This window comes from Pseudomonas sp. NBRC 111123 (assembly GCF_001320205.1).
In the GTDB taxonomy this organism is placed as follows: domain Bacteria; phylum Pseudomonadota; class Gammaproteobacteria; order Pseudomonadales; family Pseudomonadaceae; genus Aquipseudomonas; species Aquipseudomonas putida_J.
The window spans coordinates 31680-57557 of record NZ_BCAZ01000036.1 but is presented as its reverse complement, the minus strand read 5'-3'; the positions used below and the strand labels follow the sequence as shown (position 1 = coordinate 57557).

Genomic DNA, 25878 nt, shown 5'->3' with positions numbered 1-25878 from the left:
AGGGTTGTCCATCTTTCACGGTCATCGCCTTCGAAATAATCTTTATAGAATTCGCTTTCTGACTGGAACGCTAACGTGAACAGGTAAGAAGCTTTCTTCTGGGGCGCAACCTCACTATCCCAACGCAGTACACTAAGCACCAGATAGACGCCGTCTTTTTGCAAATACCAATTGCTCAATGACCGTTTCGACAACCACGCTTTCTGGGTCAGCCTCAATTCAGGATCATCCCAAGGCCCAGTGCCTACAGGTTTATCTAAAACGGTGTAAGCTTTGAATTTTTTGGCTTCGGTGCCCGGTATACGGGCTTCGTTTTGAAGGATGAATCGACGCCAGCCTTCTGCCCGCAATTTGTCGAGCAATTGTGCGTGATACATCATGGCTTCAGTGTGTTCGGCGTCTGGTTTCACACCGCCTAACGTTACGTTGGCGCTAGTCACCATATCGCTTTCAAATGTAGTGAGCTTTGTGCTGACTACGTCGTCAAACTTCAAGCTGCCAGCATCAGAAACAATTTCCAGGTCCGCTCGAAGCGGCTCGCTGAACGTCAGTGAGTACTCATACATACACAGCCCCAGCATGCAGTCCTTCTGAAACTGCACAGATGAACCCGAGAAGGCATTCTCGACAGGCGCGTCCAGCTCAAATCGTATGGCGGGCTTTTCCCCACTCATGTTCGCGTCCCCACAACCGGCAAGCGCCAGGAAAAATGCACAACTGGCGTACTTGATCATCAAACGCCCTCGCTCGGGCGCTGCCCGGCAACCGCCGCCTGCAACGGCCCCAGCAACCACCCCCGGGTCTGTGTCGATGCATGGCGGTCCAGTACCAGCACTGCACCTTCCAGGCTGTTGGCCGTGTGCAACGCCAGCGCCAGTGCGCTCATCTCGCTGATGCCCGGCGCGTATTCACCTGCCAGCAAGGCATAGCCGACGACGTGTTGTTGCGGGTCGCAGTCGGGCAGGTGGGTGTTAAGCAGCTGGTACAAATGATCGAGGCGGTTGTCGTCGTGGTGGCCGTCGGTTACCAGGGCCTTCACATCAGCCAGGGCAATGCCGCTCTGCGCGCACAACTGCTCGCTCACCTGTTCCAGGCCGCCACAGCCCCTGCGCGGCAGTAGCGCACGCGGCCCATGTTCGTGGACCACGGCAGGATGCAACTGCCAGCGGGCATTCGCCTCGGGGTTGGCCAGGTCGATGCGTTGCAGGTTGAGCACGGCGATCGCTTCACCGGCCATGCGCTCGCCCTTGATGCTGCCGGCGCGGTCCACCGTGACCCAGCTGTCGATGCCGATGCACAGCAGGTTGGCGGCTTCCAGCTCGTTGCATTGGGCCCACGGCAACCAGGTGGCGAAAGTCTGCTCGGGGGCACTGAAACCGTGGCCAGGCAGGTAATCGAACGGCCAGGCTTCGAGCAGCGCGTCCAGCCAGGGGTCGGCGTCGATGCTGGTGGGGGCGAACACCACCACCTGGGTCTGGTTCCAGTCCAGGCCGCTGGCGAAGTCGTGCCACTGGCCGAGCATGGCTTGCAGCAACTGCAAGGCCCTGGGTAACGCCCTGACCTCGGCACGGGCGCTGCCTGCGCGAATGCGCCGCACGGTATGGCGGTGCCCGGCCGGCGTGACCAGGCGCGGATCGTGCTCGAAGTCGGCGTTGACCCTGCCCAGTGCCTTGCCTGCCTGGGCCTCGGCCGGGGTCAGGTTGGGCAGCCACAGCCAGGCATCACTGAGGCCGATGCGGGTGGTGTCGTACTCGGCGCGCGGGCGAGGCGGTGGCGCAAGGCGTTGCGCTTGCTCGCGGCGCTCGCCGATAACGTCCCACAATGAGCGATGGCCCTGGGCGGAGGGTTTCAACATGCTGGCAGTCCTTACAGTATTCCGGTGTCGCTGTTGGTGGCGATCAGGCTGGAGCCGCAAGCGGTCTTGTCGCCATGACGGGCCACCGGCATGCCGTCGACCAGCGTCGTGGTGTCGCCGCTGGCGATTACGCAGGCACCGTGCAGGCACATTACCTTGTCGCCGAGCCTGGCCACGGCACGGCCGTTGACCAGGGTGGAGGTGGAGGCCTGCACGACCATGCCGCCGCGGTCGGTGGGGTCGTTCAAGAGAATGATGGGGCGCATGTCGAAACTCCTTTTCAGCCGGCTAGGACCACAAATCAGTCACGAGGTTGCAAGGTGCCGAGCACATCGCGAATACCATCGACCACGCTGCTGTCCTTGATCACATCGTTGAGCCAGGATTCCAGCGGCATGTTGCCCCACTTGATGGCGCGTTCCACCAGGTACGGCACCGGGCTGTGCGGCTCGGTCTGCTTGAAGAACTGTGCCACGCCCTGGAGCAGGGTGAAGGCTTCTTCGCGGTTCAGCGGTACGGTGCGCAGAGGGGCATCGCCGCCACGCTGGGTGGCGGGTGTGGCCGTGCTGGCCGCTGTCGGGCGTTCAGGCTGCGCGGCTTCTTCGGCCGGTGCCGCTGCAGTTTCCGCCAGGTCGACGCCGCGCTCCTTGAGCAGGCGTTCGACCAGTTGCCGGGCGTGCACCAGTACGTCGTTGAGGGCGAGAAAGCTCGGTGCGTCATCGCCGAACACGGCATCGGCGGCGGCTTGCAACTGCTGGCAGGCGCCCAGGCATTCGCCGATCTGCACGTGCTTGCTCTGCAGGTGTTCGGTGTCGGTCAGCACCACCGAGCGTTGGAACAGTTCGGCGTTGATCTTGCCCTCTTCCAGGGCCTGTTGCATCGCCGACGGGTTTTGCCGGCCCAGGTTCTCGACCTGGCGCGACTCTTCATACTTGAGCAGGCTGTAGCCTTGCCCCTGGGTGATCGGCAGGGTGCGGACCACCTCGGTCAGCGTGGTGGTCAACCACGCCAGGCGGGTAGCACGCTCGTCCACCCCCTCCTCGAGGGAGGGATAGAGCGTGTCCCAGAAGTCTTCCAGCAGGGCTTGTGCCACCGCCAGGGAAAAACGGATGCCCGGAAACTGCTTCCTGTGGGCCAGGCCTTCACTCAACCAGGCCACCAGCATGAGGTCCTTGCTCTGCTCGGTGAGGCCGGCGGCAGCCAGTTGGATCACCTGCTCCCAGTCGGCCTGCTTGAGGTCGGTCTGCCAGTCGCCCTGGGTCAGGTACTCGGCATCGGCGCGGCGCGCCTCCTTGATCTGATCGAACAGGCTGGAAAAACTCAGGTCCTCGCCGGCCCCCCCGTCAATCGGGGTACGCAGGGCAGACAGCGAAAGGTCGTCAAGAATGTCGTGCATGGACGGCTCTGTGTGCAAAGGTGAAAGGAAGGCCCCGTGCCGTTGCCAGCACGGGCCCCTCGAGTGAGCTGGCCGTTACCGGCGCCAGCTCAAGTCAGGCTCAGGAGTAGACCTTGTTCAGCGAACGGTCCCAACCGCCGGTGACCTTGCCGCCACCCGCGCCGTCGGAGCGCTTCTGCTGGGTGTAGGTGGTCTTGATGCGCGAGAAGTTGAACTTGATTTCCTCCATCGGCAGGTCGCTTTCGGACTTGGCTTCGCCGTCCAGCGGCAGGTTGCCGAGGAAATTGACCGAGGAGATCACGACTTCTTCGAGGGTGATGGTCAGGTAGGTCACCTTGTCACCACCGGCACGGTTCACGTTCAGCACCACTTCCTTGATGTGCTGGCCTTTGCAGCATGCTTCGAAGGCCTTGGCAGAGGCCTTGTCGACGTACTTGCGGATGGTGAAGTCGCTCAGATTGACACGTTCGGACGAAGCGCCACCGGAGGAGCTGGCGGTCGCCGAGGTCGCCTGGGTGGCGCCGTACTGATAGCCCAGTACTTCGATCCAGTCCTTGTGCTTGTCATCCAGAGCTTCGCCTGGGATGCCGTCAATCTTGAGGTAAGCGTCAAATGCCATTTTTACATTTCTCCATAGGTATAAAGGGCTTCCTTGATCCAGTACGTGGACCTGCCCTGAGTGTGACCCCTGCGGGCCAGCCGCAGGCGTCGTGTTGAGACCGGGCGTTCAATCCAGTGCCCGGACCTCGATCTCGACGCGCCTGTTAGGTTCCAGGCACTGAATCAGTTCGGCGCGCGGCGCTTGCATGTTGCAGCGCACCAAGGGTTTGTTGCTGCCTTCGCCCACGGCATCGACCAGTTCCGCCGGCAGGCCCTTGCCCACCAGGTAGGTCTTGATGGTCTGCGCACGTTGCCGCGAAACCTGCAGGTTGCTCTGGCGGTCGCCAATCTGGTCGGCATGGCCGGTGATCACGATCTTGCCGACGTTGGGGGTGTTAAGCAGTTTGTTGGCAATGCTGCTGAGCTGGCGTTGGCCAGCGGCTTGCAGGCTCTGGAAGTCGGCGCGGCCAAAGGCAAACAGGGTGTCGGACTCCAGCGTTATGGTCTCGATGGCGCGCAGCGAGCGGGTCAGCAGGCTGTTGATGTAGTTGCGCGAACTGGAGACCAGGAACGCGTTGTTGAGAATGCGCGGCACGTCCGGCTCGCGGATCTGGTCGCTGTAGAAGGCGATCTGGCGCCCGGCGAACTGGTAATCGTCGCCCTCGCCGGAAGCTTGCGCCGACTGCCCGGCAGGGCGTGGCACCTGCTTGTAGATGGCCGGGTACCAGTAATCCGGTATACGTGCCTTGAGCACGGCCGGCTGTGCCTGCTCACGCTGGGCCTTGGAAAGCATCAGGTAGGTGTCCAGCGTGGTCTGGCCGAAGGTGGCCACCGACTGCGCACGGTTGTCCACCGGCAGGGCCTGTGGCTCGACGCTGTCGATACCGCTCACGGTTTCCAGGCGCGAGGCGTTGCGCTGGTAGATCTTGATGCTGCTGAGCAGGTACAGCGAGCGGGTCAGGTTGTCGGCGGTAGGCTTGAGCATGACCTTTTCCAGCTGCGTGAAGTACGCCTGGCGCACGAATGGCTCGATGTCGTGGCCGCTGTACAGGCCCATGCGCATGCTCAGCGGCACGCCTTCGCCATGGTGGCGGGCGTACAGCTCGGCGGCGGCCTGGCGCAACTGGTCCAGGCTGTGCCAGGCGGTGTACTGCTGAGGGGCGGCGGCATCCTGCTGGCGGGCGCTGTCGAGGTTGGCCGCTACGGCCTGGATCGCCGCCTTGTTGTTGCTGTACGACCAGCCCCAGGCCAGGCACAGCAGTAGCCCGGCCAGGCTGGCAGCGCCGACCCAGCCGGCCTTGCGGCTGCGCTCGCGGCGGTTGCTGGTGTACAGCGCCACCAGGTGCTGGTCGGGAATGATCACCTTGCGGAACAGGCTGGCGATGAACAGTGGATCGGCCTGCTTTACCACCGGCTTGCCGGTGCTTGGTGCTGCCAGCGCGAAGCGCTCGCGCACGTTGCTGGCATAGCGGCCGTGGGCTGGTTCGTCGGCATCCAGGGCACTGGTGAAATAGAAGCCGCGCAACAGTTCCGCGCCTTGATAGGGGTTGGCCCGCAACAGGTCGGCGACGAAGGTGTTGAGCAGTGGCTTCAGTGCTGCCAGTTCCAGTGGCAGACGATAGGCAGCCGGGTCGCGACGGGTCAGCTGGATGTCCTGCTGCAACAGTTGCTGGTCAGCCAGCGCCTGCCAGTGCCCGACCAGTTCGTGCATCGCTGCGGCAAAGCGTGTACTCCAGTCTGACTGCTCGAAGCCCTCGTGGCTGAAGGTCTTGCCCATCACTTCGTCACGCGAGTGTGCGTCCAGCTGGCGGTAGAAGTGGGTAAAGCCCGGCAGCAGGTCGCACTTGGTGAACACCAGATAGATCGGCAGGCGCAGCTCCAGCAGCTCGTGCGCTTCCTGGATACGCTCGCGCAGGCGTTTGGCCAGGCGCTCACGGCCATCGGCACCGGCGTGCAGGATGTCTTCGATACTGACTGCCACGATCAGGCCGTTCAACGGGCGGCGCTGGCGGTGCTGGCGCAGCAGGCCTAGGAAGGCGCGCCATTTGCCGGCTTCCTCCTGGTTGTCCATGTAGCGGCCAGCGGTGTCGAGCAGCACGGCTTCGGAGCTGAAGAACCAGTCGCAGTTGCGTGTGCCGCCAAGGCCGGCGACCCGTGCGCCTTCGCGTTCGGCGTACGGGAAGGTGAGGCCGGATTGGTAGAGCATTGTGCTCTTGCCCGAGGCCGGCTGGCCGATCACCAGGTACCACGGCAGCGCATACAGCGCATCCTTGTTGGCCCTACCTTTGGAGCCGCCTTGCAGGCGTTCGATGCTCTGCAGCAGGCGCTCGCGCAGCAGGCTGACTTCTTCACGGTCCTGCGGGTTGGCATTGAGCACCGCCTGGTCGGCATCTTCGCGCAGCAGCGCTTCCAGGTCATGATGTTGCGAGACACCGCGGTACATGAGCAGCACGTAAAGGGCAGACAGCAGCACGAACACGCCGATACCGGCCAGCAGGCTGTAGAGCGAAGCAAAGCCCAGCGCCACACCGGCCGCCCAGACCAGGAAAATGGCCAGGAAAAACACCACGCCGAGTACGTACGGCTGATATTTGAAGAAGTAATACTTGAGCCTGTTCATCAGTATTGTTCGTCCCGAGCGCTGGCGAAGCGCTCTATGAAATCGTTCAAGGCCAGGTCATCGGCCGGCAGCGCCAGGGGGCTGCCGGTCGATGGGTACGGCAATGGGGCCAGCAGGTCATGCCGTTCGCTGCAGTCGGCAATGCCGGTCAGCAGCCGGTAGATCTCGTCACTGCCGCGGGAGGTGAAGCACAGCAGCCCGGGGCGCATGAAGTCGTCCACCAGCACGCTGACGTCAGGCATGCCGGCGCTGCCGCGCAGGCGTGACAGCAGCGAGCACCAGAGGTCGGCCATGGGCCGCTTGAGGCCGCTCTGAGCCGGCAGCGGCAGGCAGATCGGCGCCGTGTGCGCCTGCTGCAGGGCGGTGCGCAGACGGTACAGGCTGGCCATGCCGGCCTGGGTGTCGAACTCTGGGTAGCTGTGGCGCAGCGGCCGGGCGACATCGCGCAGGTTGAAGTCGCGCAGAAACTTCTCGTGCACCCGGCGGTACAGGTCCAGGTCCTGTGCGGTCCAGCCGCGCATGGCCTTGACCCGGTTGAACAGCTCGGCCATGTCAGCGCCCTGGGCGGCTTGCATGAGCAATGGCTTGATCTGCCCCGCGAAAAGCTCGCAGAGAATGTGCGGGCTGACGAAGCGCGCATCGTGGTCCATGCGGATGCTCTGGAACACCATGAACGGGTAGCGCCGGCCACTGGTGTCGCGCGAGCTGATGAAGCCGCCAAGCAGCCACTGCCCGGCGCGGCTGCGGTAACAGAAGAAGCAAACCGGCAGGGCATCGAAACGCTCGCGCCAGTCGGCCTGCGCCTGCATGCGGCCGAGGCCGTTCTGCAGCCACAGGTCGAACTCGCAGACCTCCGGCAAGGCGCCGTTGAGGCTGACGAAGTCGGCGCTGGCAGGGACTTTGCCGAAACATCCGATCATTGGCCAGGTGCCCCTGTCAGGGTACGGGTCAGCATCAGTTCACCCGTGCGCTGTCGTTGAGCACGCTGAGTGCCTTGACCTGGGCCAGATCAGTCATCTTCACGCCGCCATAGTTGCGTACCACCAGGCTCACCGGGCCGGCCACCGACTGCCAGGTAAAGCGCTGCTGCACGGTGTCCAGGTCGCTGACCCGGGCACTGTCGTTCATCTTCAGCAGGCCCCAGCGGCCGGGGTAGTCGAACACGTTGATGCGCTGGCCTTCCAGGGTGACCACATCCAGGCGTGCGCCCGGGGTATTGTTGTTGCCCGGCCAGGCGAAGCGGTTCCAGCTGGTGCGGCCGTTGCGGTAGTGCTGCTCCTGGCCGTCGAGGGTGAAGATGATGTCGGTGTAGCGCGCCGAAGGCTCGAGCATGATCTCGAAGCCGTTCTCTCGGTCCGAGAGGCTGGCGATCACCTGGCCAACCGAGCTGGCCTTGTCGATGCTGTCGACCATCCTGGCGTTGACCAGTGGGCTGGTGTTGCTTCCAGTGCCCATGCCCAGGCCTTCGCCACCGGCAAGGTTGCCGATTTGATTGCGCTTGAACGCTGGCAGCAGGCCGCTTTCGGGGTCGACGAAACGCTGCAGGTCCTTTACCGAGGCTTCGTTGTTGCTGTTGGCGACGATCGGGTAGCGGTGCGCCATGACTTGCTGCCATGGGCGGGCCACATCCTGTGCCCAGGCCTTGGCGATCTGTTGCCCGGCCGGGTCGCGCAGGGTTTCCCAGGTGTATTGCAGCGGCGAATTGAACAAGCGCTGCAGGGCACTGGACAGCTTGCCGGCCGAGGTGTCTACGCTGGTCTCGACGTAGTTGCGCACCAGGGTGACTTCCGAAGGTTGGCCCTCGAGGGTTTCACTGATCAGCAGCTTGCTGTTCTTGCCAACATCCTGCGAGCGCTGGATGTTGCTCAGGCGCACCTTGAGCTTGCGCAGCGCGGCCAGGTAACGGTCCATCACGGTGCTGTCGGCACCTTCGGCATTCTGCGCGGCGAACAGTCGCGAGACCGGTTCGAAGCGCTTGGCCAGGCTGCCGTCATCAACGCGCGGCAGTTGCGCGACGACGTTTTCCACCGCAGCGCCCTGGCTGCTGAAGGCGCCCTTGATACTGCCCCAGAAGCTGTCTTCAGCCGCGCTGGCTGGGGAGGCGGACGCTTGCTTGGGCAGGTCCCAATCGGTGTTGTGATTGACGGCAGCCAGCAGGCTCTTCACCGGCGAGTTCTGCACGTCGCTGAGCACCGCCAGGCGCTCATTGGCGTTGGCCATGTCAGTGAAGTGGCGTACGCCAACACCTTCGAGCAGGTTGAACCAGGCTTCGGCGTAGTCGGCCTTGTAGCGGGCCAGCAGCTCGCGCATGAAGTTGGCTTTCTGCACCAGGCCGTTTCCGCCTTCGCCGTCGAGCACCCAGTCGCTGTCGTTGCGCAGGTCGCCCGAGAGCAGCTTGATCAACTCTGGCTGCACGAACGCTTCCCAGCCCTGGCGGGTGTAAAAGGCTGGCACAGCTTCGGAGGAGAACAGCTGGTTACGGCTGTTGGCCGGCACCATGTCGGCCAGGGTCAGGTTCGGATACTGACGGCCCGACTCCAGTTGCAGGCGCAGGTATTCACGGTCGACCAGGGAGCTGGCGATCATGAACGAACGCAGGCTCTGGCGGGCCTCGCTGACCAGTTGTTCGTTGCGGCGCAGGGCCGGGGCCGTGCCCTGTTGCAGGTAGCGCACGTACAGCGCGCTGTTTGCCTGCACCAGTGCCGGGTCGACGTCGTGGCCCTGAGCCTGCGCGGCCTGGGCCCAGGCGCGCGGCAGCTCGGCGGCGACGAAGTCGGCGTCCGGGTGTTCCTGCGGGCGGGTCAGGATCAGGTACAGCTTCAGCGCGCTGTAGGCTTCGATCACCGAGGCCACCTGCTGCTCGCTGAGGCGCCCGAGGCTGTCCTCGGACAGTGACAGGCCGGCGGTCAGGGCGGTGTCTTCGGACGGGTCGGCACTGGACACCGAACGGGCTTTTTCATGCAGCGCATCGAGGGCGCGGCGGCGGCCGTCCTGGCCGGCCTCGCTGGCAGCAGCCTGCACCTGGCCAGCCAGTTGCGCGCCGCTGCGGGGAACCTGAGTGGTCAGTGCTGCAGCGGTCGGCGCCTTGAGCACCTTGACCCCGTTGCCTGACGCGGCATCCGCCGCCTCAGCCTTCGGCGCGCGGCGCTTGCCGGTGTCGGCCAGTGGCGTGCGGTCGACGGTTTCGGCGAACTGGTTGAGCGCGCGCAGTTGCACTTGTAGCTGCTTGCCGATTGGCTCCAGGGCCTGGGTGCGCAGTTGCTGCAGGTACGCCTGGCGCAACGGGCTGAGCAACTCGGCACCGCTGTACAGGCCGGCGCCCAATGCCAGCGGCACACCCTGGCTGTCGTAGCCTTCGAACTGGCCGAGGTAATGGCGCAGCTGCTCCATGGCCTGGCCGGAGGCCAAACGCTCGGCCTGCTCGGGGGCCTGTTCCAGCTCGCTCAGCTCGCCACCAAGGGTGGCCAGTACCTGGCGGTTGTTGTGAAACGACACACCTTCCCAAGCCAGCAGGGCAACGCCGGCCAGGGCGGCGGCGCCGGCCAGGGCAGGGGTGAGGGCACGGGTACGGCCCTGGCGCGAGTAGTACAGGCTCAGGTTGCGATCAGGGAACACCACCTGGCGGAAGGTTTCGGTGATGAAGAAACTCTTGTCACCGATCTTGCTGGCTGGCTTGTTCGACGCCGGACGCTCGCTGGCCTGCAGGGCATAGTGGGCGCCCAGGGCATCTTCGTAGACCGGTGGCAGCTGCTCGTCGGTCTGCAGTGCGCTGGTGAAGTACACACCCCGCACGATCGGTGGGGTGCGGCCGTCGGCGCTGCGCTCGAACTGTTCGAGGAAGCCACCCAAAACACTCGACAGCTCGGCGAAGTAGTTGGGGAACTGCAGCAATTCGACGCCTGCGGTGTTGCCGCCAGCGATAACCTGGTGGTCGACATGCTCACGCAGGCTGCCCAGCAGCTGGGCAAAGCGGGCTTCGGCGACGTTGCGCAAGCCCTTGCTGCGCACCTCGGCGAGCGGGAATGTCATGCCCAGCGGTTGCTGGCGTTGGGCATTGTCCAGGCCCTCGAAGGCCTGGTTGAAGCCTGGCACCAGGTCAGTCTTGCTGAGCATCAGGTACAGCGGTGGGTTCACCCCCAGGCATTCGCTGTACTCGTCGATGCGGCTGACCAGGCGCGCCGCCATGGCTTCGCGCTCGGCCACGGTGGCACAGATGATTTCTGGCAGGCTCACCACCAGCACCAGGCCGTTCACCGCAGGCTTGCTGCGCTGTTTGCGCAGCAGCTTGAGGAACGAGGCGAACTCGCTGGCAGAAGCGTCATCGCGCAAGTAGCGGCCGGCTGTATCGATCAGCACCGCTTCAGGGCTGAAGTACCAGTCGCAGTGCTGGGTGCCGCTGTCGAAACCACTGGCCTGGGCGCCGGCGATCGATGCCGAGAGCCCGGAGCGGGTCAGCAGGGAGGTCTTGCCAGAGGCCGACATGCCGATCACCAGGTACCACGGCAGGTCGGACAGTGCCGAGGCACCGCCGCCACCGGCCGAGCGCGCCGAGCGCAGCATGGCGATGGCGTGCTTGAGGCGTTCACGCAGCACATGCTGGTCGCGGAACTCGCCTTCGGCGCCCAGCGAGCGGTCTACTTCCAGCTGCACCAGGCTCTCGATGTTCTGCTCGGCGCGGATGCGGCGGTATTGGCGCAACACGATCAACAGCAGGCACACGGCGCTGAACAGTGTCATCGCCACATACACCTGCTCGGGCGAGAACTGCCAGCGCGGCAGGGCGAACCAGCAGGCCAGCAGGCCGATTACCCAGACCAGTGCCAAGGCAAACCAGAAATTCTTCAAACAGCGCAGTAGTGCTTTCATGTCTTCCTGACCGTACCCGAGTTAAACGCCGAACAGCCGGCGGACCTGCTCTGCCAACGCGGCGACTTCCTTGCCCAGCAACCAGTCGAGGGTCAGGTAGACGGCCCCGCAGACCAGCGCGATGAGTACCAGGTACAGCCACAGCGGCACTTCGTAGCGCAGCATCTGCGAAACCTGGTCCGGCAATGCCCACTGTGCTGCCATTGCCTTTCGTGGCGGCTGGTGGCGGGCGATGTCCTGGCCGAGGGTATTGGCGATGTAGCGCAGCTGGTCCTTCTGCTCGAGGCTGTACTTGCCTTCGAAGCCCAGGGCCAGGCAAAGGTGGTAAACCTCCAGCACGTCGAGGTTGCGCTTGACGTCGGTGCGCAGGGCCTCGAGCTTGTCGAAGAAGCCTTGGCCGGCCAGGTGTACGCCGAAGTACTGGAACTGCAGCGGGTTGATCTCGATCTGGTTGCGGATCTCGCTGGGGCCAGCGTTCAGCACGCTTTCGTCGAGGAAGGCGCACAGCGCGTACTGCACGTCCTTGACCTGCTCGACGCTGTAGTTGGCTCGGCGGGCATCGCGCTCAAGGGCCGGGAAGAACTCGTCGATAGCAGCACGCAGGCGCTGCACGTCGATCACTTTGTTGCCACGCCGGATCATCAGCGCCATGGTCAGGAAATCCTTGACCAGGTCCTTGAGCGTGGAGGGTTGTTCGACGGCGGTCGCGCCGCCTGGCATTACGGCAACAGTCATTTGAGCACCGCCATCAGTTCGAGCTTGAGGTTCTTGAAGGCACTGGGGACGTAGAAGGCGATGGCGTGGGCGCTCATCATGCGTTCATACACCCGTCCATGGGGTTCGATCGCGAAGTACTGGTTGTCCAGACGCACCGGGATGGCGTTGGGTGTCCGCACGCAGTGGTTGAGCGTGGCACCCGGCATGGCCGTGTTGACCACCACTTCGATGTCTTCCGGCGAGCCGACTTTGAAGGCCCGCGGTACCAGCTCCAGTACCTGGGCTCCAGGCATGTCGGCGTGCACCGAGATGTAGAAGTCGGCGCCGGCCAGGCGCGGGTCATTGAGGCGGCCGACGTAGTAGGACGGCCGGGTCTGGTCCAGCGCAATCGGGATGTACTGGTTGGGCACCACGCTGTTGAGCAGTTCGCGCACCAGGCGGTCCAGCTTCAGCAACGAAGCAGCGGGGTCCTGATGGTCGTAGGCCGGGATGTCTTCCAGGCGTGCATCGAGCGAGAAGGTCAGCAGGCTGCCGGCCAGCTCGGCGAGGAAGCGATAAAGTTGCTCCGGGTGCAGGCGCGGGTGCTGCAGCAAGTGCGCAAGGCCAGGGTAGGCCCGATTGACCGTGTACAGCAGCCAGAACAGGCTGACATCGCTGGAACCGAACTCGGCGATCTGGTCGGCGCGTTCGCGGCGGCGCCCGGACAACGTCTCGCTCTTGCTCTGCAGCATCGCCAACAGGCGTTGGGCAATGGTCAGCAGGGTTTCGTGGGCACCCAGGTGCAAAGCCGGGGGGACGAACTGGCTGTCGACGCTGAACGCGTTGACGTTGTTGCGTTGCAAGTGCAGCAGCGGGCAATAGCTGTAACCATCCAGTGCATCGCCGTCGACCAGCAGCACCACGTTCAGGCGCAGGCTGGTGATTTCGTTTTCCAGGTCGCCTTCGTTGAGGTCGGGCAGGGTCGCGAAGGCTTTGCGGAAGCGGCGGGCGCCCTTGCGCTCGGTGCCTTCTTCGAGGTAATTAGCACTGTACGGCTCTGCCAGCTTGAGTGCGGCATACACTTTCAGGCCGGAGCCCAGTAGCACTTCCTTGAGGTCGCGCGCCGCTGGCAGCGGGTCATGCTGCGGGGCGTCGAACACCGAACCATCGGGAAATACCATGTGCAGGCGGTTGAGCTGCAGCACACCACTGCTCAGCGCTTGTTCATCGACCTCGAGCGCCTGCACACCCCAGTGGAAGGGGGACGAACGCAGGGTCGCCTGAGCCAGCTGGTGCTGATGGAACTCGTCCTGATACTGGAAGTGTTGCGGCAGGAGGAACATGCCTTCCGACCACATCACGCGGCTCTTGTTGCTCATTGGATACCTTCCAGTGCTGAATCGAACACGTTGGTCATTGCTTTCTTGGCCGATTGCTCGGCGGCATCGGCAGCGGCCTGCTGGGCTGCGTCCAATGCCTTGTCCTGCAGTTGCTGGCTGACGCTGGGTGCTGTTTCCAGCGGTTGTGCCGGTTGCAGGGTGGCGATGGCTTGCTGCGCCGGCAGCTGCAGGACATCCTGGCCACGCTCGGCAGTGACCTGGTTAAGGTCGAGCAGGACTCGCCCGCCTTCGGACGAGAAGAAGATGCCGTCCTTGCGGAAGGCGTCGGCGTTGAAGGCCATCTTCCAGCGCCCGCCGCTTTCGTCGCGGAAGAACGCGGCCACCGCGACATACCGCGCCTGCTTGGCCAGGGGCCAGTGCTGAATGTTGCCCATGCCCGGTAGCACCACGGTTTCGCGGGTATCGAGCACGGTATTGCCCAGCGCTTGTTCAGGGTGGTCGAGCAGGCTGTCGGCATCGCTGCTGATGAAACGATCGAGGCTGGTCAGCTGGTAGACGCGCGCAACCACCGACAGCGGGGTGCCGGCCACATCCGGGTTGAGGTGGTTGCCGCCGTCGATGGTCAGGACCACTTTTTCGTCGCTGCTGAACAGCATGTCGCCTGCCCAGGTGTCGTCGACACGCTTGCCGACGCGGTCAGTGATGCCGCAGGCGGAAAGTGCCGAGGCCATGATCAGTACACCCAGTAACCTGCCCATTGTCCTGCTCCTGAAGTCTTGTTCTGGCAACTCCCGGTTACCCCGGGGCGCTGCTGATGGTCCTTGCGTCAACGGCCGCTCCTTCACGCCAGGCTGTAGGTGAAGCCGCCGGTTTCATCCAGGTCGATGCGCAGGCTGTTGATCGGCTGATCTTCGGCCATGCGCGCCAGTACCTGTTCGGCCAGCTCCGGCATGAGGCTGCCCGAGAGGATGTTGTCGATGTTGCGCGCACCGCTGTCGACCTCGGTGCAGCGCGCGGCAATCGCCGGCACCAGCGCCGGGCTGAAGTGCAGCTGGGCCTGATGGTTGCGTTCGAAGCGCTGGCGGATGCGTTCCAGCTTGAGGCCGACGATGCGCTCGAGAATGGCGTCCTGGACCGGGTAATAGGGAACGATGCTCAGGCGGCCCAGGAAGGCCGGCTTGAACACACTGTTGAGCTGGTCGCGCAGGTCTTCGACCAACTGCGCCGGCGCCGGAACCTGCTCGGCGCCCAGGCAGGTGCGCATGATGTGTTCGGTGCCGACGTTGGAGGTGAGGATGATCACGGTGTTGCGGAAGTTGATCTCGCGGCCTTCGCCATCGTCCAGCACGCCTTTGTCGAATACCTGGAAAAACAGTTCGAGCACGTCCGGATGGGCCTTTTCCACCTCGTCGAGCAGTACCACGCTGTAAGGCTTGCGCCGCACCGCCTCGGTCAGCACGCCACCTTCGCCATAGCCGACATAGCCGGGAGGTGAGCCCTTGAGGCTGGAGACGGTATGCGCCTCCTGGTACTCGGACATGTTGATGGTGATGACATTGCGCTCGCCGCCGTAAAGGGTGTCGGCCAGGGCCAGCGCGGTCTCGGTCTTGCCAACGCCGCTAGGGCCCAGCAGCAGGAACACGCCAATCGGCTTGTTCGGGTCTTCCATGCGCGCCCGGGAAATCTTGATGCGTTTGCCGATCTCGTGCAGGGCATGGTCCTGGCCCAGCACGCGCTCGGCCATCAGTGCCGGCAGGCGCTGCACGGTGTCAATTTCATCGCGCAGCATCTTGCCCAGAGGGATGCCGGTCCAGCCGGAAATCACTTCGCCGATAGTGGCGCCATCGACCAGGGCATGGACCAGCGGCTCTTCGCCCTGGACATCGGCCAGTTGCACCCGCAGTTCGGCCAGGGCCGCGCGGTTGTCGCTGTCGCTGGCATCGCTCAAGGCATGGATCTGCTTGACCAGTTCCAGCTCGCGCTGCCACTGCTGCTCCAGGCGCTGCTGACGCAGGCCGGCCTGTTCGATCTGCTCGTGCAGTTGCCCAAGGCGGCGTTGGTGGTCGCTGCCCTTGCTTTGTTCCTGTTCCAGCAGGTCGATCTCGGTGCGCAGGTTGTCGACCAGGCGCAGGCAGTCTTCAAGACGGCCGGGCTGCGAAGTCTGGCCCAGGGCAACCCGCGCGCAGGCCGTGTCGAGCACGCTGACGGCCTTGTCCGGCAGCTGCCGGCCGGTGATATAGCGGCTGGACAGGCGTACCGCCTGGACCAGCGCGTCGTCCATCACGGCGACCCGGTGGTGGCTCTGCATCTTCTCCAGCAAGCCACGCAGCATGTAGATGGCCTGGTCCTCTTCAGGCTCTTCGACCTTGACCACCTGGAAGCGGCGGGCGAGGGCGGCGTCCTTTTCGAAGTACTTCTTGTATTCGGCCCAGGTGGTCGCAGCGATGGTGCGCAGCTCGCCCCGTGCCAGTGCTGGCTTGAGCAGGTTGGCAGCATCGTTCTGCCCGGCCTGGCCACCGGAGCCGATCAGGGTGTGGGCTTCATCGATGAACAGGATGATCGGGTGCACGCTGCGCTTGGTTTCCTCGATCACCGCTTTAAGGCGGTTCTCGAACTCGCCCTTGATACCGGCGCCGGCTTGCAGCAAGCCCAGGTCAAGGGTGTGAATGGCAACGCCCTTGAGCGGTTCGGGCACGTCGCCCTCGGCGATGCGCAGTGCCAGGCCTTCGACTACGGCGGTCTTGCCGACCCCGGCCTCACCGGTGAGGATCGGGTTGTTCTGCCGACGGCGGGTGAGGATGTCGACCATTTGCCGAACCTCGAACTCACGCCCCAGTACCGGGTCGATGCGGCCTTCCCGGGCATTGCGGGTCAGGTCGACAGTGTATTGGTCCAGTGCTGGCGTCTTGCCCGCGCCACGCAGCGGGGCAGGGCCGCTGGTGTCGGCCGGCAACGCCGTGGCCTGCTGGGCTTCACCGCTGGCGCTGATCAGGGCCGGGAGGTTGGCGCGCAGGTCGTCGACGTTGATCTTGTCCAGTTCCGCTGCGCTGGCCAGCAGCAGGCGGCGCAGGTCGGCATCGTCGAGCAGGGCCAGCAGCAGGTAGCCGCTGCGGATCTGACCGGTGCCATATTCGATCGAGGCCAGCACCCAGGCACGCTCGATCAGCTGGGTAATGTGCGGCGACAGCGCTGGCGTGCGGGTATTGCCAGTCTTGAAGCCCTGCAAGGCATCGGCCAGCTGTGACTGCAGGCGCTCGACCACCACATCGTAGTGGCGCAGCACAGGCCGCAGGTCGTTGTCATCGCCTTCGAGCAGTTGCAGCAGCACGTGCTCGATGTCCACTTCGTAGTGACGCTCGGCCAGACACAGCGCAGCCGCGCTTTCCGTGGCGCCGCGGCAGGTGTCGTTGAGCTTGGCAAACAGTGACTTAAGGTTCACAGCGAGACCCCATCAAAAGGAATACTAAAAATGCCGCAGCGCGCAGGTTCGACCTGGCTGCCAGGGCGTTTCAGCCAGCCCAGCCAGCCCAGCGCCACACCGCCTTCGCGCCCCAGGCGGGCGACCGGCACAGCCTCGGGCTTGAGCTTTGGTGCCAGTTCGAAATCCAGGCTGGGGCCGAGGTAGAAACGCACCAGTTCCACCAGCTTGTGGTAGTCCTCGGTGCCGGGCTGGAAGCGCCGGTAGTCGGCCAGCTCCAGCGGGCCGATTTCGATCCGCACGCACGACTGGTAGTCCCATACGCGGTTGCCGATCACGCTGCTCTGCCCCAGTTGGGCGTTCTGCCGCCCCAGGCGCGTGCATTGCTCGGCTTCGAGCTTCAGCCAGCGCCCGGAAAACGGGCGCAGGGTGAAGGGAAGGGAGAAATAGAAGCTGAGCATTGCCTGCAGGTTTTGCGGGTTGCGCGGACGCTGGCTGAACAAACCGGCGAAGTAGCTGAACAGTTCGTGGCGCAGGCCCGAATCTTTGCGGGTGAACTTGCGCTGACGCGCATGCTCGCCAAAGCCCACCATGCTCAGCAGGTAGCGCTCGAAGTCCGAACTGCCTTTGCGTTCGTGCTCGATGTGAAACTTGTACTTCTGCCAGGCCTGGTAGAACTGCGCGACCATGCGGTGCGAGAACAGGTCCATGAACGCGTGCGCGGCGTCGTCACGGTGCTGGATGTGGCGATTGATCAGCAGCTCGGTGTACGGCCGTGGCAGCACCCCGGACGGGCCGACCAGGCCCATGAAGGTGACCTGGACCTCCGACAACGGTTGATCGTTTGCGTTGGTGCGTTCGGCGCGCTCGAACTTCAGCTCGCTGACTTCGCTGACCGGGAATGCCAGCGACAGCTGCGAACGGAAGCGCAGCGGGTCGTCGTGCGGACGGGTTTCCGGGTCGATACGTCCGGCTCTGCTGTAGTGCAGGCGCAGCAGCCGCACCAGTTGGAAGAATTCGAACCGGTAGGGCTGGGCACGTGCCTGGTCTATCAGACCAGTGGCTGATCGCCGGTTCTGGGTGGCCATTGTACGATTCTCTTTTCCCGCTGGCGGGTACGTAGGGTCAATTGGGTAAAGCTGTTGACGGTGCAGTACTGGCCGAAGAAATGGTCCAGGATCTTGCCGAACAGGAACACGCCGCTGCCGATGTACTGGCTTTCGTCGAGTTCCAGGGTGATACCCACGCCGCGTACGAAGTTTGGCCGTGGGTGGCCGATGCGGGCGACGACCGGATCGCTCTTGATCGACAGGATGCCGCCAATCTGCTTGCGTACAGCCAAGCCGCGTCGGTAGTTGTAGAGGCTGAGCATTTCCTGCAGCACTTCCTTGCCTTGGGTCACCAGCGACATGTGGTTCAGTGACAGGTGCGAGATCAACCGCCAGATCAGGCCGTCGCCCAGTGGCACGCGGGCAGTGGCGGTGGGCTTTCGCAGCAGGCGGATGGTGTCGACCACGCTGTCCTGGTCGAGGCTCAGGTCGCTCTGGCTGCCGCCATAGCTGAGCAGTTGCGGCAGGTCGCGGTTGCTGCAGGTCAGGGCGATGCTGAGGGTGTCGCTGCTGCTGTCGATCAGGTCCAGTTCCCGGTCCACCACGCGGATCACCATTTCCGTGCCGCCCTGGCTGCCGCGCCGTGACGGCTGGCGGCGACCGATCCAGTAGCAGGCATCGGGGCCGAGCTCGCCCCGTGGCTCGAAGAACGGGTTGCACTCGCTGACCTTGTCGCGGCCGCCGAGCTTGCGCACGCGTTGCACACGGTCGATCGACACCACTTCGGCGTTGCCCTGCAGGCGCACATCCGGGGTCACTGGATACTCATGCTGGGTATGGCTCAGCTTGATCGGCTCGGCCTGCTGCTTGAACAGGTTGATGATCGGGGTGCAGCCGAGCTTGAAATTGTGCCGCCCCAGGTTCTGTGCGAGGCGTACCAGGCGCTCGCCGAGCTCGAAGTGGGAAAAGTAGAAATTCAGCTCGATGGCCTGAATGTCACGACCTGCCAGGCTGCGCTTGAGCCCGCCAATGTCGAAGAACATGAACTTGTCAGGGAAGGTGAAGTAATCGTGCAGCAAGCGGTAGCCGGCAAACGAGCGGGCCGAATAATCCACCAGGCCGTCATCCTGCTCGAAGCCGACAGCCTGCAAGGCATCAGCCGGCAGGCCGATCTCCCGGCGCTGGCCGTTTTCGTAGAAGCTGACGGTGGCCTTGGCCAGGTTGTTGAACAGCAGCTCGTACAGCTGCAGCATCAGTGTGCTTTCACCGTCGAGGAAGAAGCGCAGCGAATGGATGTCGAGCTGACCGAAATGCAAGTCGGTGGTGGCGGCCAGGCCGATCTTCAGGTGCGCCACGAGGTCGGCGCTGTGGCCGTTGAACACCGAACGTTCGAGTTCGGTGAAAGAAGCGTCCTGCACGGCCACGGGCCACAATTGCACCGGGTAGCAGGTGCGGAACCGGCAGGCCACACCCTCGATACTGCGCGAGGTGATTTCGGTGTGGCGGGCGATGTCGTAGCACGCCGCCAGGGTCGAACGGTTACCCGCGGAAAACTCGGCGATCGACAGCGCCGGGGTCGGGCGCAGGTAATGCGGGTACAGCACCTCGAGGAAGGCTTCGACGATTTCCGGAAACTCGTCATCGAGCTTCTTGTGAATGCGTGCGGAAAGGAACGAAAACGCTTCGATCAGGCGTTCGGTATGAGGGTCTTCACAGTTGTCCCCCTCGATCAGCAGGCGCGAGGCGATTTTCGGGTACTCGCGGGCAAACTCCTGGCCGAGAAAGCGCAGGTGCGAGAGTTCCTTTTCGTAGTAGGGCAGCAGATCGTCGAGCATCAGTTGAGGTTCTGCACTTTGTATTCTTGGGTATTGATCTGCAGTACGGCGTCGAACGAGACCTGGCGGGTGGCATCCTGCAGATGCAGCACGGCATCGACCCGGAAGGTCAGCATGCGGTGGCCTACCTGCTGGGTCATCAGTTGTACGCGTACCGCACGAAAACGCTTGTCACCAACGGTGATGGCGCGTTCAAGCTGGGCCTGGATCAGGCGCCGGTCCTCGGGGTTGAGCACGCCCTTGCTGGTGAAGTCGGGCATGCCGTATTCGAGGATGGTGCCGGCCAGCTGCGCATGGCCGCCCAGCCGCTCGGCGACCATGCACTGACGAGTGTTGACCAGCACTTCAAGGTCGCGGATCAGGCTGGCCTTGTAATCGGCCAGGGAGCACAGCCGCCTGGAGACCGCCTCGCTTGCCTGATGAGGGGTGTCATCAAGCAGGCGATCCAACAGTGTTGGCACTAATTGATAGTTACGGCTCATGGGTGACTGGCGCCTTCCTGGCTTGGGTTCGATCAGCTACGGGTGGATTGCGGCAGTTCGGCGACCAGACGCAGCGAGGCGGTCAGTTCGTCAAGCTGGTAGTGCGGGCGCAAGAACGCCACGGCCTTGTAGGCACCTGGCTTGCCCGGCACCTCGACCACTTCGACGCTGGCTTCACGCAGCGGGAATTTGGCTTTGGCCTCCTGGCTGGCGGTGTCGTCGAGCAGCACGTAGTCGGCCAACCATTCGTTGAGGAACGACTCCACGTCCTTGCGCGAGGCGAAGCTGCCGATCTTGTCGCGCATGATCGCCTTCATGTAGTGGGCGATACGCGAGGTGGCGAAGATGTACTGCAGCTGCGCCGACAGCCGTGCGTTGGCATTGGCAATGTCGGTGTTGTATTGCTTCTGCTTCTGGGTCGACTGGGTGCCGAAGAACGCAGCGTAGTCGGTGCCCTTGCAGTGGACCAGGGGGATGAAGCCAAGGTCCGACAGCTCTTTCTCGCGGCGGTCGGTAATGGCGATTTCAGTCGGGCACTTGAGCGCGATTTCACCGTCGTCAGTCTTGAAGGTGTGGGTCGGCAGGCCTTCGACCAGGCCACCGCCTTCCACGCCACGGATCGCCACGCACCAGCCATAGCGGGAGAAGGCATCGGTCACGCGGGTGCCCAGGGCGTAAGCGGCGTTCATCCACAGGTACTTGTTGTGGTCACGGCCATCGACGCTTTCGACGAAGTTGAACTCGTCCACCGGCACGGTATCCGGGCCATAGGGCAGGCGGCCGAGTACGTGCGGCAGGGTCAGGCCGACATAGCGCGAGTCTTCGGAGGCGCGGAACGACTTCCACTTGGCGTATTCGACGGTGTCGAAGATCTTCGCCAGGTCGCGCGGTCCGGACATGTCGGTGAACGAGTCCCAGCCGAACAGCTCCGGCGATGCTGCAGAAATGAACGGCGCGTGGGCGGCAGCGGCGACGTGGGAGATTTCTTCAAGCAGGTACATGTCCTCTGGGCTGCGAGTGAACTCGTAGTCGCCCACCAGCATGCCGAAAGGCGCACCGCCGAAGGTACCGTACTCTTCTTCGTAGATTTTCTTGAACAGTGCGCTCTGGTCGAATTCGGAGGCGGCCTTCAGGTCGCGGACCAGGTCCTTTTTCGATGCGTTGAGCAACTGGATCTTCAGCGTGGTGCTGGTCTCGGTCTGGTCGACCTGGTACTTCAGGCCGCGCCAGGAGGCTTCCAGCTGCTGGAATTCGCTGGCGTGCATGATCTCGTTCATCTGCTCGGAGAGCATCGCGTCGATTTCGGCGATACGCGCATCGAGTACGGCGATCAGATCCTTGCTGGGCGTCAGTTCGCCTTCCAGCACCTGACCGACCAGTTCACCGATCAGGTCGCGGGTACGGCTGCGCTCGGTTTCCGAACGGGCCACACGGCTCTCGGAGATGATGCTGTCGAGCAGAGAGGCCTGGGGCGCGAAGTTCTCGACTTCGACCAGGTCGGATTCCTGTTGAGGCAATGCTTGCTTGTCGGTCATCGTCTGGCTCCTGCTTACTCTTTGCCATCGTCGGCAGGTACGGCGGCTTCGCGACCGAATTCCTTGCCCAGGGTTTTCAGCTTCTCGGTGTTCTGCAGCACGTCCATCAGCAGCTCTTCGAGCTTGTCGTTGCCGCCCATCTTGTTGCGCAGGTCGGCCAGCTTGTTACGCACTTCCAGCAGCTTGCGCAGCGGCTCGACCTGCTTGACCACGTTCTGTGGCTCGAAATCTTCGAGGGTGTTGAAGTTGAGCTCGACGCCCAGCTGAGTACCGTTCTTGGCCAGGGTGTTGTCCACGCGGTAGGTCAGGCGCGGCTTGATGCCCTTGAGCACGCTGTTGAAGTTGTCGCGGTCGATGAAGACGAACTTGCGGTCCTTGAGCTTGGGCAGCGGCTCCAGCGGGTTGCCCGAGAAGTCGCCCAGTACGCCGACGACGAAGGGCAGTTCCTTCTTTTCGAGCGCATCGCCGATGTCCACGTCGTAGGTGATGTGGACCCGAGGTGCGCGAACGCGGTCAAGTTTGTGCTGGGTGCTTTCCTTCTTCGCCATCGTGTTCTCCAGTGCGAGCAATTCGCTGCGAATCATTGCGCGGCCCGCGAGCGGGCCCTGCGCGTTACAGTCCTTCGATCGTCAGCAGCAGGCGCTGCCGGATGTCGTCGTTCATTTCCAGAATGTTGTCGCGCCCCACCAGTTCTTCGAAGCTGGTGTTGCCGGCAATTTGCGTGCTGCTACGGATGACCGAATCGTCAGGAAGTTCCGAACGTACCGGCGAGCTGATGACGCAGAACGGCAGGTCGCCAAAGCCCTTGAGGCGCTCGAAGCTGAGCCCGTAGCGCAGGCCTTCGAACAGCCGGCCAAGGCCCGGCGATTTGCTCAGGCAGTAGAACAGCACCAGGTAGTGCACCACGAAGCGGTACAGCTCGGCGCTGCTGCGGTTGGGGTCTTTGATGACGTTGCGAAACTGCGCCAGGTCGAAGGCGTGAAAGCCCACCACCCAGCGCGTCGGGCTGGTGATGCGAATGACCTGGCCGCTCTGTTCGAGGACCTTGTCGTATTCCAGCGGAAACAGTTCGGGGGTGGTGCTGATCAGGTTCAGCGGCACTTCCAGTTCACTGACCAGCTGGAATGGCGCGGCCGAGCCGATGCGCTCGTAAAGTTCGATCAACGACTGGAAATGGCCCTGGGTTTCGCGCCCGCTGCTGCGCTGGGCGCCTTGCAGGTATTCGCCAAACAGGGTTTGCGGACGGATCAGCGGTGCCACGGTGGCAAGGTAATCCGCCGCCTGCGCCTTCAGCGCATCGGAGATCGCCCGCGTCTGGCTACGCAGCTTGATCAGTGCTTCGACATCGAATGTCTGTGTCATCGGTACATCGTCCATGAGCCTGCTTGATCGTCCTGAAACGCCAATGGCGTGGACCTGAAGTCACGCCTCTCGGCTGCGGCAAATTTGTGTGCTGGCACATGAATATCGTGTTGCCAGTAATGCCGAGTAGGGCACCCCGCTGTGAAAGAAGTTCCTGCGAGGGCGGCAATTTTTTCCCTGTTTTGTGAACTTACGCAATGATGGCTGGATGCTGGCTCGGTGTGGTTTCATCCACTGAAAATAGGGGATTGGCCCCTAAAAATAAGGGGTGCAGGGGTTAAGAACGGCGTAAAATTTTGCGCTAAAAGTTTTTTGCAGGAAGTGAACTGGGTCTCATTTTTTCGGGCGCAGACGCAGGTGTGCAGGCCACTGAAAGGCGCGGTTCAATGATGGCAATGCGACGGAATATGCCGCATGCTGCGACTTTAGGGCAGCCTGCTAGAGCGGTTTTGAGCCAGTGGTACGGACTTCGATTCCCCACTCCCACAACCACCCCAGCAACGCATGCAACTCGTCGGTGGCTTCGACCGAAGGGTCGCCATTTTCATACAGCACGGCATCGCTGAGCGTGCCCATGCCACGCGGCATTGCGAACACGCTCAGGCGAACCTGTTGCGGCTCGCTGTGCAGGCGTGAGCGGTAGCCCAGGAACGTGTTGGCCCAGCTTGGGTATGAATCGCCCCTGGTTTCCTAGACACTCTCCAAGCTCAGAAAATAGCGTTTCTCATACTCTACTGGTGACAGCTGCATCATGTAGTGGCTGTCAGGCATGGCGCTGGACGGCACGGGCTGCGCCCGTGTTCGCGGGCCAGCCCGCTTGCACAGGTTTCGCGCCAGTCCTTGGAAACTGGGCAAGCACTTGGGATCAGACGACTGCCACTCTGCAAAGCCAGCGCAGTAGGGCATCTCGATCGTGACGTTGAGCTCAAACGCGTTTTGTTCTGTGAACGAACCGCCAAGGCTGTGATAATGGCAGGCAATCACAAGGGCCATGCCATGCTGACCATCTCTAACAACGTGCATCTGCCCGATGCCGACATCGAACTGACCTACATCCGCGCGCAAGGCGCAGGTGGGCAGAATGTCAACAAGGTGTCCAGCGCCGTGCACCTGCGCTTCGACATTCGCGCCTCGTCGCTACCGGAGTTTTACAAGGAGCGACTGTTGGCACTGCGTGACAGTCGCATCACCGGCGACGGCGTGTTGATCATCAAGGCCCAACAGTACCGCACCCAGGAGCAGAACCGCACTGACGCACTGGCGCGTCTTGCCGAGTTGATCATTGCTGCCGGCAAGACCGAGAAAAAACGCCGCCCCACCAAGCCAACCCTCGGCTCGAAGACTCGCCGCCTCGAAGGCAAAGCCAGGCGCAGCACGGTCAAGGCGGGGCGGGGCAAGGTGGAGTTCTAGGCGCGCGATAGGCATTTTTGCAAGGTGGTTCCACTGGGCGGAACCACATTCGTTTGTACTCCCTCGCCACTCGCGCTTATCTGTCGCCAAGCACGACCTGCCTTTCCCGTCGTGATCTCAAGCGAACAACAAGAACGGGACCCACCCGCGCGAGGAGATTCCCCATGCAGCAACACCAGCACATCCTGGCCTGGCTCAATGACGTGGCCAGCGACCTGCACGCCATCCGCCACGATATCCACGCTCACCCTGAACTCGGTTTCGAAGAAAGCCGCACCTCGGCCCTGGTCGCCACGCTGTTGCAGCAGTGGGGCTACGAGGTGCACACCGGCATCGGCAAGACCGGTGTGGTCGGCGTGCTGCGCAACGGCAGCAGCCCGCGCAAGCTGGGCTTGCGTGCCGACATGGACGCGTTGCCGATCCATGAGGCCACCGGTGCTGCCTACAGCAGCCGCCACCAGGGCTGCATGCACGCCTGTGGCCACGATGGCCACACCACCATGCTGCTGGGCGCGGCGCGCTACCTGGCGGCGACGCGGCAGTTCGATGGCACGCTGACGTTGATCTTCCAGCCGGCCGAGGAGGGCCAGGGTGGTGCCGAGGCGATGCTTGCCGATGGGCTGCTGGAGCGCTTCCCCTGTGATGCACTGTTCGGCATGCACAACATGCCGGGGCTGCCGGCTGGGCACCTGGGCTTGCGTGAAGGGCCGATGATGGCTTCGCAAGACCTGCTGACCGTGACCATCGAAGGCGTTGGCGGGCATGGCTCGATGCCGCACCTGACGGTCGACCCGCTGGTGGCGGCAGCCAGTGTGGTGATGGCGTTGCAGACGGTGGTGGCGCGCAACATTGATGCCCAAGAAGCGGCGGTGGTCACGGTCGGCGCGCTGCAGGCGGGCGAGGCGGCCAACGTGATTCCACAGCAGGCGCTGCTGCGCCTGAGCCTGCGTGCGCTGGATGCCGACGTCAGGGCGCAGACCCTGGAACGGGTGCGGGCCATCATCGTCAGCCAAGCCCAGAGCTTTGGCTGCACGGCCAGCATCGAGCACCGCCCGGCGTACCCGGTGCTGGTCAACCATGCCGCGGAAAACGCCTTTGCCCAGCAGGTCGGTGAAGCACTGCTCGGCGCGGACAAGGTCGATGGCAATACCCGCAAGCTGATGGGCAGCGAGGACTTTGCCTGGATGCTGCAGCGCTGCCCGGGCGCCTACCTGTTCATCGGTAACGGCGTGCAGCGGCCGATGGTGCACAACCCTGCCTACGACTTCAACGACGACATCCTGCTGACCGGCGCCGCCTACTGGGGCGCGCTGACCGAGAGCTGGCTCAAGCCGGCCTGATTGCCCTGTATTGACGACTGCCGCTGGGAACCCGGGCGCCGCTGCGCCTGGGCGATCACCTGAACAGAAGATGG

At 63.3% G+C, this 25878-nt stretch carries 20 protein-coding genes and 1 pseudogene; 2 read left to right on the top strand and 19 right to left on the bottom strand.

Features of this window, described 5'->3' with window-relative positions:
- The 19 genes from APH27_RS18160 to APH27_RS18070 form a co-directional block, all read right to left on the bottom strand.
- On the bottom strand, positions 1–734 hold a 734-nt coding region (locus tag APH27_RS18160), incomplete at its 3' end, for a hypothetical protein (protein ID WP_060485562.1).
- Positions 734–1855, bottom strand: coding sequence for a hypothetical protein (locus APH27_RS26915; RefSeq protein WP_256250622.1), 1122 nt, complete (start codon positions 1853–1855; stop codon positions 734–736). The genes APH27_RS18160 and APH27_RS26915, both read right to left, overlap by 1 nt.
- An 11-nt stretch (positions 1856–1866) precedes the next feature.
- Positions 1867–2121, bottom strand: coding sequence for a PAAR domain-containing protein (locus tag APH27_RS18150; protein WP_027917427.1), 255 nt, complete (start codon positions 2119–2121; stop codon positions 1867–1869).
- A gap of 35 nt (positions 2122–2156) precedes the next feature.
- The gene (gene tssA, locus APH27_RS18145) at positions 2157–3251 is read right to left on the bottom strand and encodes a type VI secretion system protein TssA (protein ID WP_060485561.1); all 1095 of its coding nucleotides are present in this window, start codon (positions 3249–3251) and stop codon (positions 2157–2159) included.
- A gap of 100 nt (positions 3252–3351) precedes the next feature.
- A complete protein-coding gene (locus APH27_RS18140; RefSeq protein WP_027917425.1) occupies positions 3352–3870 on the bottom strand; it encodes a type VI secretion system tube protein Hcp in 519 nt (172 codons plus the stop codon).
- Positions 3871–3978: 108 nt separating this feature from the next.
- Positions 3979–6471 carry a type VI secretion system membrane subunit TssM gene (gene tssM / locus APH27_RS18135; protein ID WP_060485560.1) on the bottom strand — a complete coding sequence of 831 codons (2493 nt, stop codon included), beginning with the start codon at positions 6469–6471 and terminating at the stop codon, positions 3979–3981.
- Positions 6471–7391, bottom strand: coding sequence for a type VI secretion system-associated protein TagF (gene tagF, locus APH27_RS18130; protein WP_060485559.1), 921 nt, complete (start codon positions 7389–7391; stop codon positions 6471–6473). The genes tssM and tagF overlap by 1 nt, the downstream gene beginning before the upstream one ends.
- Positions 7392–7425: 34 nt before the next feature.
- Complete coding sequence (locus APH27_RS18125) at positions 7426–11337, bottom strand: type VI secretion protein IcmF/TssM N-terminal domain-containing protein (RefSeq protein WP_060485558.1); 3912 nt, start codon at positions 11335–11337, stop codon at positions 7426–7428.
- Between the two features lie 21 nt (positions 11338–11358).
- Positions 11359–12072: a type IVB secretion system protein IcmH/DotU gene (gene icmH, locus APH27_RS18120; RefSeq protein WP_060485557.1), complete on the bottom strand. Its 714-nt coding sequence runs from the start codon at positions 12070–12072 to the stop codon at positions 11359–11361.
- Positions 12069–13412, bottom strand: coding sequence for a type VI secretion system baseplate subunit TssK (tssK, locus tag APH27_RS18115; RefSeq protein WP_027917420.1), 1344 nt, complete (start codon positions 13410–13412; stop codon positions 12069–12071). The genes icmH and tssK overlap by 4 nt, the downstream gene beginning before the upstream one ends.
- On the bottom strand, positions 13409–14131 hold the full coding sequence (gene tssJ / locus APH27_RS18110; RefSeq protein ID WP_027917419.1) for a type VI secretion system lipoprotein TssJ: 723 nt from the start codon (positions 14129–14131) through the stop codon (positions 13409–13411). The genes tssK and tssJ overlap by 4 nt, the downstream gene beginning before the upstream one ends.
- 83 nt (positions 14132–14214) lie before the next feature.
- Entirely contained in the window at positions 14215–16812 is a 2598-nt protein-coding gene (gene tssH, locus APH27_RS18105; protein WP_027917418.1) for a type VI secretion system ATPase TssH, read from the bottom strand.
- Positions 16809–17879 (bottom strand): type VI secretion system baseplate subunit TssG, encoded by a 1071-nt coding sequence (tssG, locus tag APH27_RS18100; protein ID WP_060485556.1) that lies wholly within the window; start codon positions 17877–17879, stop codon positions 16809–16811. Before tssG ends, tssH begins: the two co-directional genes overlap by 4 nt.
- A complete protein-coding gene (gene tssF, locus APH27_RS18095; RefSeq protein ID WP_027917416.1) occupies positions 17843–19675 on the bottom strand; it encodes a type VI secretion system baseplate subunit TssF in 1833 nt (610 codons plus the stop codon). Before tssF ends, tssG begins: the two co-directional genes overlap by 37 nt.
- Positions 19675–20157 (bottom strand): type VI secretion system baseplate subunit TssE, encoded by a 483-nt coding sequence (tssE, locus tag APH27_RS18090; protein WP_027917415.1) that lies wholly within the window; start codon positions 20155–20157, stop codon positions 19675–19677. The genes tssF and tssE overlap by 1 nt, the downstream gene beginning before the upstream one ends.
- 32 nt (positions 20158–20189) lie before the next feature.
- The gene (gene tssC, locus APH27_RS18085) at positions 20190–21692 is read right to left on the bottom strand and encodes a type VI secretion system contractile sheath large subunit (protein WP_060485555.1); all 1503 of its coding nucleotides are present in this window, start codon (positions 21690–21692) and stop codon (positions 20190–20192) included.
- 14 nt (positions 21693–21706) lie between these two features.
- On the bottom strand, positions 21707–22240 hold the full coding sequence (gene tssB, locus APH27_RS18080) for a type VI secretion system contractile sheath small subunit (protein ID WP_027917413.1): 534 nt from the start codon (positions 22238–22240) through the stop codon (positions 21707–21709).
- A 64-nt stretch (positions 22241–22304) separates the two neighbouring features.
- Positions 22305–23054, bottom strand: a complete 750-nt coding sequence (locus tag APH27_RS18075; protein WP_027917412.1) for a hypothetical protein — start codon at positions 23052–23054, stop codon at positions 22305–22307.
- 438 nt (positions 23055–23492) lie between these two features.
- Complete coding sequence (locus tag APH27_RS18070; protein ID WP_256250620.1) at positions 23493–23651, bottom strand: hypothetical protein; 159 nt, start codon at positions 23649–23651, stop codon at positions 23493–23495.
- Positions 23652–24050: 399 nt separating this feature from the next.
- Here APH27_RS18070 and arfB point away from each other — a divergent pair, with 399 nt between their 5' ends.
- Both arfB and APH27_RS18055 read left to right on the top strand, forming a co-directional pair.
- Positions 24051–24464, top strand: a complete 414-nt coding sequence (gene arfB / locus APH27_RS18060; protein ID WP_027917408.1) for an alternative ribosome rescue aminoacyl-tRNA hydrolase ArfB — start codon at positions 24051–24053, stop codon at positions 24462–24464.
- Between the two features lie 164 nt (positions 24465–24628).
- Positions 24629–25847 (top strand): annotated as a pseudogene (locus APH27_RS18055) (M20 aminoacylase family protein); the annotation flags it as partial.
- Positions 25848–25878 lie beyond the last annotated feature (31 nt).